The organism is Streptomyces sp. NPDC002004 (genome assembly GCF_053593975.1).
The window spans coordinates 70,351-82,443 of sequence record NZ_JBSFDP010000011.1; the positions used below are offsets into that span (position 1 = coordinate 70,351).

The 12,093-nt window shown below is 68.6% G+C and carries 6 protein-coding genes and 1 pseudogene; 3 read left to right on the forward strand and 4 right to left on the reverse strand.

The features are described from left to right. Positions 1-23 precede the first annotated feature (23 nt). Positions 24-4,226 (reverse strand): nSTAND1 domain-containing NTPase, encoded by a 4,203-nt coding sequence (locus ACWCP6_RS18665; protein ID WP_450933553.1) that lies wholly within the window; start codon positions 4,224-4,226, stop codon positions 24-26. A 116-nt stretch (positions 4,227-4,342) separates the two neighbouring features. Beyond that, entirely contained in the window at positions 4,343-4,684 is a 342-nt protein-coding gene (locus ACWCP6_RS18670) for a CU044_2847 family protein (RefSeq protein ID WP_450933554.1), read from the reverse strand. Positions 4,685-5,087: 403 nt separating this feature from the next. Between ACWCP6_RS18670 and ACWCP6_RS18675 the strand changes: the two genes are divergently transcribed. Beyond that, positions 5,088-6,269 (forward strand): CapA family protein, encoded by a 1,182-nt coding sequence (locus ACWCP6_RS18675; RefSeq protein ID WP_450933691.1) that lies wholly within the window; start codon positions 5,088-5,090, stop codon positions 6,267-6,269. A gap of 641 nt (positions 6,270-6,910) precedes the next feature. Then, on the forward strand, positions 6,911-8,404 hold the full coding sequence (locus ACWCP6_RS18680; protein ID WP_450933555.1) for an IMP dehydrogenase: 1,494 nt from the start codon (positions 6,911-6,913) through the stop codon (positions 8,402-8,404). Between the two features lie 270 nt (positions 8,405-8,674). On the opposite strand, the gene ACWCP6_RS18685 is transcribed toward ACWCP6_RS18680, so the two are convergent. Next, positions 8,675-10,639, reverse strand: a complete 1,965-nt coding sequence (locus ACWCP6_RS18685; RefSeq protein ID WP_450933556.1) for a hypothetical protein — start codon at positions 10,637-10,639, stop codon at positions 8,675-8,677. A 164-nt stretch (positions 10,640-10,803) separates the two neighbouring features. Between ACWCP6_RS18685 and ACWCP6_RS18690 the strand changes: the two genes are divergently transcribed. After that, complete coding sequence (locus ACWCP6_RS18690) at positions 10,804-11,391, forward strand: histidine phosphatase family protein (protein ID WP_450933557.1); 588 nt, start codon at positions 10,804-10,806, stop codon at positions 11,389-11,391. Positions 11,392-11,404: 13 nt separating this feature from the next. Here the strand turns inward: ACWCP6_RS18690 and ACWCP6_RS18695 are convergent. Then, positions 11,405-11,831: pseudogene (locus ACWCP6_RS18695) on the reverse strand (transposase); the annotation flags it as partial. Between the last annotated feature and the right edge of the window lie 262 nt (positions 11,832-12,093).

The window sequence follows — 12,093 nt, forward strand, 5'->3', positions numbered from 1 at the left end:
CAGCTTCTGTTCCTTCCGGCAGGTCAGCATGACTTGCGGTACGGGATGTCGGGGATGTGAGCTTTCCATTCTCGTTCGGTCAGGGGGCCTGACTTGGCGCACAGGTCTCGGATCAGCTGCGCAGGGGCGATGGTGTAGGCGAAGAACCTGCCGTGCCGGTCAACGCCGGTCAGCGCCGACCCGTCAGGAGTGAACGCGAGCGCGACGATCTCGTCGAGGGGCCCCGTGAGCGAGACGCCGAGCTGGGACCGGGTGCGGCTGTCCCATACCTTGATCTCGTAGCCGGGTCTGGATTGGTACAGGGTGGCGAACAACCGTCCGTCGGGCGAGGTGGCGGTGGCCCTTTCCGGCAGACCGGGTGTGTACGCGGGGCCGGTGCGCAGATCCTCTCCGTCGGGCTGGAGTGTCCGAGCATCCCAGAACCGGACGTAGGGCCGGAATCCACGGGGGTAGGTGTAGAGCGTCGCGCCGTCCGCGCTGGCGGAGTTCACTTCCAGGTTCGGGGAGCCTTTGGTGACTACCCTGCCGGAAGGGAAGGCGACTCTTCCGAAATTCGGGGCGGCGATCACGCTCTTGCCGTCGGGCTGGAAGAGGACGGCCCCTCCGTTGTCCGGGTAACCGAGGTTGGCGCGCACCTCATGGATCCGGCGCATCGTGGTCAGATTCCAGAAGGTGAGCACATTGGTCTCGTCTTTCGTCACGACCTGAACGGCGAGCGACTTGTCGTCCGGTGAGAACGCGAACGCCGTCGTCGCTCCGTCGGTCTGGTCCTGCCTGAGGATGGACAGGCTGCCGAGCATCGATCCCTTCTTCCTGCCCGTGTCCCAGATCTCGATCGTGGTACCGCTGAGGATGCCGAGCCGACGTCCATCACGGCTGAGCTGCATCTCATCCACGGGCCGCCCCGTGTCTTCCCTGCGCGAGGTCAGGGTGAATCGCTTGGTCCGCGACAGCGGGGACCAGATTTCGACGTCGAAGTCGTTGTCGGCGCGCAGCGCAAGGGTGCGCCCGTCGGCGCTCACCGCCCCCTCCCTGTAGTAATAGCCGTTCTCCTTGGGGGGTTTGGTGAAGGCGCTCACGTCGAGCGACCGGACCACGCCGTCGGTCCCGACGCACCGGAGCTTCGAGTCGTCGGCGGTGAAACGCAGGGCCGTCGGGGGGAAGCACTCGCTCTCAGTGGTCGAGTAGCGCACGACCGGTCCCGAACTCGTCACCGACGCCCTCCAGACGACGGAGTTGTGCACGATGTACCGACCGTCGTGACTGAAATACAGGGACGAGTGGTCCGTGGCGTCCTTAGCACCTATGAGTTCGATGCCGATCGATCTCTTGGCGCGGTCGAACACGCTGATTCTGCCGCCCTTGGCCCTCACAGCCGCGAGTTTGCCGTCCGGGCCGAACACCACAGGACCCTCGATGTCGCCTGCCTTGAGCCCGTAGTACGGGAGGGGGACAGGCAGCTTCTTCTTGGTGCGCAGGTCGATCCAGGTGAACGGCTTTCCATGGCTGCCGGGCAGTGAGAGCACTCGTTCATCCGGAGAGAACGAGGAATCCTGCAAGAGAGTGACTGTCGCACGGGCGCTCAAAGCAATGATCCTGCGGGCGGTGCGAGTGTCCCAGACCGCCAGTGTGGACATCCGGTCCGAGCCGGTTGTCTCGACCATCAGGTAGGTGCCCCGGGGGCTGATCGCCATGCCCGGCCAGTATCCGCTGCTCTCCCTGGCGGTGCGGTAGGCGTGCGCATTGCGCAGGCGCGCGCCGGCGACGTCGAGGAGGCGGGTGTATCCGTCGTAGGTGCTCACGGCGGCCGTCTTGCCGTCGTCGGAAAGGTCCACCCGGTGGACCCTGGCCGGCGCGGTGTAGGAACCGGTCTTCCTGCGGGTCCGGACGTTCCAGAACTCCACACGGGTGCCCCCGGCGGCCACGAGGGTTTGCCCGGTGGCGTCCAGATCGGACTCCGTCGCGACGAAGCCGGGCAGCTTGAGCGCATCGTCCTCCTGCTGGTTGTGCAGGGCAAGCAGGGCCGACCACGACTCGGGGGTGTCGGCCAGGCGCGCCGAAGCCACCGCCAGCCGCCGGGCGAGCTCGGGATCGGTGCGGCGAACCGACTGCGCGACGCCGGCCACCTGGGCGGAGGCGGCACGGTCACGCTGGCCGATGACGGTCTGCCGCTGGTCGAATGCGACGCCGGTGGCGATCAGGGCGAGTACCAGCATGACGACCAGACTGGTGTTGATGCGCCGGGTGCGGCGCAGGGCCGACTGCTGATGCTGTCGGCTGGCTTCCACGAGCGCGGTGATGTCGGCCGGGAGGGAGCGTCGGCCTGCCCATTCCTCTCCTTCTGCGAGGAGGGAGCCGTCCAGCAGGTCGCCGGGCAGGCCGCTGTGTGCGTGGCGGTCCTGCTGTTCGGTGGCGCGGCGGAGCCAGACCTGGAACTGGTGGTCCTGGGCGACCCAGTCACGCAGGTCGGCCCAGCCACGGATGAGAGCGTCGTGGATGAGCTCCGCTGCCGGTTCGTCAGGAGACGCGCCGGAAAGTGTGGTGGTGCCGGTGATGACGATGCGGTAGCGGGTCAGGGCCGCCAGTACGGCATCGAAGTCGGCGTCGGCGGCAGGGCCGGTGAACCCGTGGTCGGTTGCCAGAGCGCGCAGGCGGGTGAGAGGAACGGGCCGGCGGGTGGCAGGGATGCCGTTGGCCTCGTCGGCCGGCTGGACCAGTGCGGTGAGGATCCGTTGCGCGACGGGGCGCTGGGCGGCGGGCAGTTGGCTGAGGGCACGGTTGCACCAGGCCGTCAGACTGCCGGTCACCTTGCCGATCTTCTCGTAGGCCGCGTGGGTGAGGCGCCCGTCCTCGCGGCGGCGGCGTACCCATAACTGACGTAGGGCCAGCTCCAGCGGCGGGAGCAGGGTGACCGGCGCTTGCCGGGCCACTGGGTCGGTGTCCAGGACGTCGTCGACGATCCGGTCCGCCAAGCCGCGCTCGAGAGGCAGGCCCACGGCCGCGGCGGGGCGGGTGATGATCGCTTGCAGGTCCTGGCGGCTCAGGGTCGCGGGGACGTTGCACAGTCCGGGAAGAACGGCGTTCATCAAGTCGGGGGCGAGTGCGTCGAGCGGGGCGTAGAAGTCGTTGCGCATGACCAGGAGCACTGTGACGGCGGCGTGGGACCCGCCCAGTTCCATGAGCTGGGCCACGGCCCGGAGACGCCAGTCGTCGGCACGTTGGTGCGAGGCGGGGGCCGGCTGGGTGAGGAGTTCCTCGAACTGGTCGATGACCAGCAGCAGACGGTCGTGGTCGGGCTCGGCAGCAAGGCGGGCCTCCGCCGCGGCCAACAGGCCGTCCGTGGCCGCACCGGGCAGACCCACGCCCTCCAGCTCTGTGAGAAGGTCCTGGCCGGGCCGGGCGCACAGGGCCAGCCAACGGTCGCTGCCCGGTATCTCTCCCTCGGCCAGGGCGGGCAGGACACCCGCGTTGATCAGCGACGTTTTCCCCGCTCCGGAGGGGCCCAGCAGCATCAGCATCCGCCGGTCCCCACCCAGCGCCGCCAGCACCCGCTCCACGGCGGCCTCACGGCCGTGGAACCACTCCGCGTGCCGGGCGGTGAACGGCTCCAGCCCCAGATACGGGCACGCCTGGTGCTCGGCCAACCGGGGCCGGATCTCCCGCAAGACCTCGGCCGGGGTGGCGTAGGCGATGCCCAGCCCTTTCAGGTGGGCGTCGGGGGAGGCGATGGAGGTGACCATGCCGATCACCAGCCCGGTCAGCTCGTCCACCACCGGCCCGCCGCTGAACCCGGTGGTCAGGTCGTTGGCTTTCGATAGCTGGAGCAGTCTTCCCGCACCGTTGTCCCCGGGCAGCAGGCCGCCGGCCTCGCCGTACCCGAAATGGCCGCCCTGCGGTGCCTGGGTGGGAAACCCGAACGAGAAGACTCCGTGCCCCCGGCATCCCGCGCTCGTCCCCACGGCCATGCCCAGGGCTCCCGCCGGAACCGAGTCAAGGCGGAGAACAGCGACGTCCTCCTCTTCCGGTGCTCGCCACCCCTCAGCCACCACGTCGGCCATCACCCGCGGCGTGTCGGGCAGATGCGGGAAGAGCACATCCACCCGGCCTCCCGGGGACTGCCCCGCGGCACGTACGACATGCGCACAGGTGAAGCCACTGTCCTCCCCGGAGAGGAAACCCGCCCCGGCAACATCACCGTCCGACGCGAGGACCTGGAAGACCGACACGGGCACCGACGCTTCACCCGCCCCGGCAAGGCTGCTCTCGTTGTCCGGGAAACCTGGCGTCGGTCCACCGCCGGAGCCTGCCGCAGACTCGTCCCCCGCCATCGACCCCGTATTCGTCACGGGGTGTCCTGCCCGGAGCCCCCGCTCTTCCACACCACGCGGACCTTCAGATGGACGGCTGTCTCGCCGATGGTGATGACAGCTCCGGCCTTCGCCGACAGATTCACCCCGAACTCCACCTCCACCTCCCGCGAACCCGCCTGTCGCAGCTGGTCCAGCACCGCCCGCGCCGTCTCTCGCACCGGAACCAGCGACTGCTGCAGTGTCCGAGGCAGTTCACGCACCGCGTCGCCGACCCGGCCCGCCTTCACCGGACCGTCGAACTCCGGCGCGTCTCCCACCTCTTCCAGCAGAATCTCCCCGCCGCCTTCCAGCGGCATCCGCGCAAGACCCGGCATCGGGACGCCTCCTCGGAAACCCAGAATCGATCTCAGCTACTCAACCGGAAAGCAGTTCCCGTCGACCCCTGGTTTCACCGCCTCCCCGAGGACCACCACATACGGACCGGACGGCTCCGCAGATCCGCCGGCGTTGGCAACCCTCGTGATCGATACATCCAGTCACCTGCGAGGTGCCGGAGGACACCTGTGCGGCATGGGCCGAGCGCGGGCCCGGGGCAAGCGCGAGGAAGCGTCCCCACCTCGGCCCAGTGTCGAGAGCCCAACGCCCGGCCACGCGGAGGGGTCAGGATTGTGCGGACGGAATCCGCTTGGAGCGTGAACGGGAACGGCGTCGGGAACACGCCAGTGGATGACCTTCCGCGATGGATGGACGCCTGCTTCGTAGCATGAGCTGGTGATCATGTCTGACGAACAGCGCTCCCAGCAGCGGCGCGCCTGGCGGAAGGCGGTGCGCCGTCACCGCCCGTTCGCCCTCGGCCTGGTCGGGACCGGTGTGGTGGTCGTTGCGGCGGCGTTCGCGTTCCGCTCCGGCTCCGGCTCCGAGGACGCAGCCTCCATCGGCGCCGTCCAGTCCCCCCTGCGGACGACCGGAACCACGATGTCCGGTGCACCGGGGGCGCCGCGCCCCATCGGCAACGTGCAGATCGCCGCCGTGGGAGACATCGTGATGGGCTCGCTGCCGGACGACCTGCCGCCGGATGACGGCGCCTCATTCTTCGACCCCGTCGACGACCTGCTCGCCGGCGATGTGGTGCTCGGGAACCTGGAGGGCACACTCGCCACCGGCGGCTCAAGCAAGTGCGACGGCATCGACAGCCCGAACTGCTTCGCGTTCCACACCCCGCCGTCCTACAGCCGCTGGTTCAAAAAGGCCGGATTTACGGTTATGAACATGGCGAACAATCACGTCGATGACTTCGGGGAGGAGGGGCGGCGCGAGACGATCGCCGCCCTGCGCTCCGTGAACCTGCCGTTCACCGGTGGCCTGGGCCAGATCACCGTCCAGCGGGTACGCGGCATCCGGGTCGCACTGATCGGGTTCTCTCCCTACTCAGGGGCGAACGACCTGACGAACATCGCCGCCGCAAAGCGAATCACCGCCCGCGCCGCGACGATGGCGGACATCGTGATCGTCACGATGCACGCCGGCGCGGAGGGCTCGGACCGCACCCATGTGGAGCCCGGTACCGAGTACTTCCTCGGCGAGAACCGCGGTGACAGCTACCGCTTCAGCCGTGCGGTGATCGACGCAGGCGCCGACCTCGTCGTGGGCAGCGGCCCGCACGTGATGCGGGGAATGGAGTTCTACAAGGGCCGGCTGATCGCCTACAGCCTGGGCAATTTCGCCGGCTACAAGGTGTTCAGCCTCGGCGGCGCACTCTCCACCAGCGGCGTGCTGCAAGCCACCCTCCGCGCCGACGGCACCTATGTGTCCGGGCGCCTGCGCCCGACCCGGATCGTGGAGCCCGGCACGCCGGAACCGGGCGGCGAGGGAATCGACCTCGTCTCCAGCGTGTCGGAGGAGGACTTCGGCTCGCACGCCGCCCAGATCGCGTCGGACGGAACGATCCGGCGCCCGTAGCCCGGGCGCCCGGCGCCGCTCGGTGCACAACGGTCATCGCGGCATGTGGAGACTGACGTCATCGCGGAGGAGCGGGCGCGGCCGGCGGCCCTCTTGCCGGAGCGATGGTCGTCGTCTCCAGCCACGGCGAAGGTCCTGAACCCGAAGCGCGGTTGGCAGGCCGGATGCCCGAGAGCGACCACATCGTGTTCGCGTTCGCCCAAGCGCCGGAAGTTCCGCCGCGCAGGATTCCAACTCGTGCGCGAGCGGGTTGTCCTGGCTTCGTAAGCCGGTGATGCCGGGCTCTCGGCCGGGACATACGAACGGGGCGTGGCCGCCAAGTTGGAGTGGCCGGCGACTTCGACAATGCCTCTCTCCGCGCGCTGTACGCCAACAGGGTGAACACGGGCGGTGCGGTAAGATCCCGTATGGCGTAATGGAAGTCAGCGCCTGTGCAGCACCGTGCGGATTCGGGTCTGTTGTGCCTTCGCTGCCGATTCGGCTGCGCGTGCGAGCACTGCCCCGCCGGGTGCGCCCGCTCTCAGGATGTCCAGAGCGCAGTCTTCCGATAGTGCGCCACCGGCCGGCGTCGATCCGCACTGCCCGTACGAGCCTCGCCCATCTGTCGTTGATCGGTGCGCAGGCTCCTATCTGGAGACGACGTGAAAATCCTCCCCGAGATTTCTCGCACGCTGAGTGAGTACCTCCTCATTCCGGGCCTGACCACAGAAGACTGCACGCCGGACAATGTGGATCTCGGGGCGCCCTTGGTGCGTCACCGGGTCGGCGAGGAGCCGGGAATCCGGGTCGCCACCCCCATGGTGAGCGCCATCATGCAGGCGGTGTCGTCACCTACGCTGGCGGTGGCGCTGGCGCAGGTCGGCGGGCTGTCGTTCATCCACCAGAACCAGCAGATCGAGGACCAGGCCGCGGAAGTGCTGACGGTGAAGCGGCACAAGGCCGGTTTCCGGACCAGCGACGTCACGGTAGCGCCGGAGACGCCTCTTGGTGAGGTCGCCCGGCAGTTGGCCGACACCGAGCAGGGCGTGGCCGTGGTCACGGAGAGCGGGGAGGCGGACGGCGAGTTCCTGGGGATCATCAGCCTCGACGACTTCCACCTGGAGCGTCACGGAGCTTCCGAGGCCGCCCGCAACCGGATGCGGGGCCGGAGCAGTCTGGTCACCGCGCCGGCCTCGGTTTCGCTGTCCGAGGCGAACGAGCTGATCTGGCAGCACCACCTGGACGTACTGCCGGTGCTCGAGGACGGCCGGGTCGTCTCCTTGGTCCTCAAGAGGGACTATCAGGCCCACAAGACGTATCACCGTGCGACCGTGGACAGCGAAAAGCGTCTGCGGGTGGGCGCCGGCATCAATTCCCGTGACTTCAAGGACCGTATTCCCGCTCTGGTGGAGGCCGGTGCGGACGTGCTGTGCCTGGACTCCTCCGACGGCTATTCCGTATACCAGGCGAAGACCCTCGAATTCGCCCGGGAGACGTACGGGGACGACGCTTTCGTCGGTGCGGGGAACGTCGTCGACGGCCGGGCCTTTCGGTACCTGGCCGATGCAGGCGCGGCGTTCGTGAAGGTCGGGATCGGCGGCGGGGCCATCTGCACCACCCGGGCGCAGAAGGGCATCGGCCGCGGGCAGGCCTCCGCACTGCTCGATGTGGTCCAGGCGCGCGACGCCTACGCCCAGGAGACCGGGGAGTACGTGCCGCTGTGCTGCGACGGTGGCCTGCTCAACGACTCGCACATGGCGATGGCGCTGGCGATGGGGGCGGACGTCATCATGCTCGGCCGCTACTTCGCCCGGCTCGACGAGAGCCCCTCGCGCAAGCTGCAGATCGGCGGCCAGTGGTACAAGGAGTACTGGGGTGAGGGCTCGCGGCGCGCGCAGAACGCGGCCCGCTACGGTCAGCGCGGCCAGATGGTCTTCGAAGAGGGCGTCGACGGCTACGTGCCCTATGCCGGCAGCCTGTATGACAACGTGGAGCGGACCCGGGCGAAGCTCAGCTCAACGATGATCAGTTGCGGGTCGACGAACCTGCGGGACTTCCACCGTGATGCGGTGCTCGTTCCGGTGTCCGCAGAGTCGTTCAAGCAGACCGGCGCCGAGGTGCAGCTGCGCCGGCCCACCATCGACTCCGGAGAGTGATCCGACCGGCCCGGGTTGCGGCCCGGCCGGAGCGGTCCCGTGCCCCGACCCTGGTGAGGGTCGACGGGCGCGGCGATCGGCATGAGCCGTGATCTTCGTCGTCTCCCGCGGCGTCAGGATCTACTTGGCCCCATGAGGGGCGGGCCGTTAGCTGTCCATCGTGCCTCTGGCGTGCCCGGTTCGAGAGGCACGTCAGAGGGAGCAGCGGGGAACACCGGACAGCGCTGCGACTGCTGGTGATGTGCCGCTGCCTGGCCGGGTGGTATTCGTCTATCCGGCTGTCGCCCTGACGGCCCGCCGCAGTTTCCCGGCGTCCGGTGACGTCGTCCGGAGATGGGCGAGTGCGGTCTGTGCGTCCGGCCAGATGTCGAACCGGCCCCAGTGGAGTGGCCAGGCGAAGCGCCGGTCGACGATCCAGGCCAGGTGCGCTTCGACGTCGGCGCGGCGCTCGGGCGGTGCGATCGCCGTATCCGGTTCGATGGGCAGGCACCAGGTGTGCTCGTCGAGTGCGAGGACTCTGCCGTCGAAGTGGTCGTAGACATAGTCCTCGTGGAGCGGCAGCTCAGTGTCCGGTTGCCGTAGAAACGTGTAGTCGCCCACAGTTTCACCGGTACGCACCCGTAGGAACCGGAGGGCTTTCCTGCCCACCGCAACGACGATGTCGTCGGCGCCCCACAGTACGCCTGCGGTCCCGGTCGGGGCGGAGAGCGTGCGCAGCCATTGTGGCTCGCCGTCGCTCATCGACCAGACCTCGATGTGCCCCGCCGCTGTGAGGACGGCTCCCCGGTCCCCGGACGGCGCCCAGGCCCATGTCGTGAAGTCCTCACGCAGGGAGGACTTCGCGGGGGTGACGGCCAGTCGGTAGCAGAGCTGCCCGTCGTCGAAGAGGTCGACGCCGGGGTCTGCGGCCTCCTCGCTATGCACGGCGGCGAGCCGGGCGACGGATCCCCGCATGCCCCAGTGCAGCGAAAGATCCCCGCGCGATCCGGCGGTCGGCTGGGGCTCCACGGTCGGGCGGCCGGTGGTCGCGTCACAGAAGTGCAGTTTCCCGCGGTGGACATGGGCGAGGTGGCGTCCGTCCGGGCTCCACTCGGCCGGCCAAGAGATCCTGGTGTGCCAGAGCGGTGTGCCCGTGGGGACGTCGACGACAGAGGCCTCGGAGCGGTTGGCGACGTACAGCCGGGTTCCGTCGGAGGACCAGGTGGGCGACTGGTCGATCTCCAGTTCCTCCCCGCAGGCTTCCTGGATTTCCGTCGGCAGAGGCCCCTTGGCCAGGACGTGCTCGTGCGACAGCTCGGCCTCCTCGGCCAGCCATTGGAGGACGCCGTGCTCCAGCGGGGGAATACACCCATGTACACCGATCCGGTGCTTCGTGCCCGTCGAGATGTAGGCGCTGCGCCCGTCGGGATGCAGCGCCCAGGCGGGCGGGCTGGACGCGCCGTTGGTCACCTGGGCCTCCGCGCGCGGCTCCCGCGATTCGCCGAACGGGTCCCACACACCGACCGCGTTGGTCCGGAAGGCCATGCCCACGTGCAAGCCGTCGGCCGACCACTGCACGGTAGCCGGTGTGTTGTGCCAACCGACGCCACCGTCGATGTAGTTGAGGACGTTGACGCACCGCCCGGTTGCGACCTCCCAGATCTGCAGGGTGCCGTTGTCGCCCTCACCCCAGTCACCGGTGGCTAAATGGCTGCCGGAAGGGCTGAGTGCCAGCGCGGTGATCTCCGAACGGTGCCCGTGCGGTCGGCTGAACATCGTGCCCCGCATGCGGATCCTGTCCGTGGCGAGCCGGTGCGCCGGGGTGAGGCCGTGGTTGCGTTCGATCGCGGCGAGCCGGGCCCGCAACGGGGGCAGGTCGCGCGCGGGTACGAAGGCAGTCCAGTCCGCGTCCGTGAGCAGGTTCTCCAGCTCGGCGGGGCCGGCCGTGGCGACGGAGACGGGGTCCGCGAAAGGGCCCGGTACGGGAGCGGGCCGGGAACCTTCCCCGTTCTTGGGGCTCTCGAGCTCAGCAAGCACCGCGAGGAGTGCCGCCTCGTCGTAATTCGGGATGCCCTGGATGTAAGCCTTGTTGCCCTTGTCTCTCGACGTCTCCCGTCCTGTGAAGATCGCGGCGGTGGAAGGTGTGAGGTCGTCCGTCACGTGTACGCCCGCGGCTTCCATACGCCGTTCGGCCTCGCCCGGCCCGAGGGCGTCGAAACTACCGGAGAGCGCGACAACACGGCCTTTGAGGTTCATGAGCGGCGACACTATCGGCCGGCACCGACATCGCCGCGACCATCGTTCCGGGGGACTCGGCGATGTCATTGGGTGGATCCGTGGCAGCAGAGGGGCGGAGGGCGATGGAGGCGATGCGAGGAGCCCGTCGCTCGACGCCGCATGATCAGATAGCGTCGGCAGCCATGGGTGAGCTGATATTGATCAGGCACGGCCAGACCGAGTGGAGCCTGTCGGGCCGGCACGCCGGTCGCACCGATGTGCCGCTGACTGATGCGGGTGAGGCCGCGGCCAGGGCTCTCGCTCCGAGACTGGCTCCGCGTCGGCCGGCTGCCGTGTTCAGCAGTCCGCTGAGCCGAGCCATGCGGACGGCCGAGCTGGCCGGTCTGACCGGAGTCACACCCGATCCCGACCTCATCGAGTGGGACTACGGCGGCTACGAGGGCCTGACCGCCACGCAGATCCGCGAGAGGCGACCGGGCTGGGACCTGTGGCGAGACGGCGTCGTTCCCGGCGACGCCGACCATCCTGGCGAGCAGCTCCAGCAGGTGGCCGCGCGAACGGATGCGGCGCTGGACCGGATCCGCCCGCTGTTGGGCGACGGCGACGTCGCCGTCGTCACCCACGGCCACCTGGCGCGGGTGCTCACCGTGCGATGGCTTGGCCTCGACGCGTCCGACAGCCGACTGCTCGGCCACCCGCATCCAGGCACTCTCAGCTTCCTGGCCACCGAAGACGGGCAGCCGTTCATCTCTGCCTGGAACGTCCCGTAGCCGGCCCGCTGTCTCACGCCTGCCGCGAGAGGCGCCGGAAGCAAATGAGCTCCGCGGCGATGTCGGCGAAGGCAAGGAATGTGGCTGGCCTTGCGTTCGTAGCGGCGGTGGAGGTGGCGGCAGCCGGCGAGCCAGGCCAGGATGCGTTCGATGGTCCAGTGGCGGCGGCCCCGCCCCTGCCCCTGGGAGTTGTGGATTCCCTTACGGGCGATCCGGTGACGGATGCCTCGCGCCGGTAAATACCGCTGCAGATGGGCGTAGTCGTAGTCCTTGTCGGCATGCAGCGTGGCCGGCTTGCGTCGCCGAGGGCCACAGCGGAATCGAACGGGCGGGATGCTCTGCACTGGCGGCACAAGTGCCCGGCTTTCGTGGAGGTTGGCCCCGGAGATTCCGACGGACAAGGGCAGACCGTTCCGGTCAGTGATCAGATGGATCTTCGAGTCGTATTGTCGTCAGGGCTCGCTGTTATTCGTGCCATAGTAATCGGGGCGAGCAGGGGTACCCCTGTTTCTCGACGGTGAACCGAACAGGTTGAGAAGATCGGCTATTGCCGCTCCCTCTGCTTAGCTGCTGTCGTTGCGAGTCTTTTCACTCTCCCTCCCCAATTTCTTCACTCCTCTCGGCGGGGTCGTGGCGCGGACCCGTCGCTTTGGCGCGACGGAGTGTCCTGATAGGGCGCTGACCTGTGCTTCTTGTCGGGCG